Source organism: Paraburkholderia ginsengiterrae (assembly GCF_001645125.1).
Lineage (GTDB): Bacteria > Pseudomonadota > Gammaproteobacteria > Burkholderiales > Burkholderiaceae > Paraburkholderia > Paraburkholderia ginsengiterrae.
This window is the reverse complement of record NZ_LXKA01000166.1, coordinates 1-488: the sequence shown is the minus strand read 5'-3', so window position 1 is coordinate 488 and position 488 is coordinate 1. Positions and strand designations below refer to the sequence as shown.

The following is a 488-nucleotide window of genomic DNA, read 5'->3' as shown; positions in this document are numbered from 1 at the left end:
GGGAGCAGGGAGCTGGCGGGCGTGGCGGCTAGGCGGCAGGGCGCGCGCGGGTGAGAGTGCGAGCGGGGCGGACGCAGAGGCGAGGTGCGGCCGGGATGGGGGCGGTGGGGCTGTCGGAGATGCCGAACGGAGGCGGCGGAGCGCGGGCGGGGGGGTGGTGGGAGGGGCGGGGGCTGCGGCGAGTGCGCGGGGCGGGCGGGGGGCGCGGGGGGGGGGGGGGGGCAGGGGGGGGGGGGGGCGGGCCGGGCCGCTCGAGGGGGGGCGGGGGGCGCAGGCGTGTCGTGTGCGCCGGCACCGAAGCGGCGCATGTCGGGCTGGCGAACTCGTGGATGCTGATGCACGTCGCGGCGGCGTGTGAGCGCCCCACGGTGGGCGTGCTCGGCGGGAGCGTGACGAGGCGCGAACGGCACGATGCCAGCTGGGGCTATGCGCCGCCGTATCGCAGCGTGTCGCGCGAGCAGTATGTGCCGGGGCAGCACGCGCAGAAC

1 pseudogene is annotated in these 488 nt (G+C 79.5%); it reads left to right on the top strand.

The annotated features are described in order from the left end of the window. Positions 1–281: 281 nt before the first annotated feature. A pseudogene (locus A6V37_RS13615) lies at positions 282–488 on the top strand (glycosyltransferase family 9 protein); the annotation flags it as partial.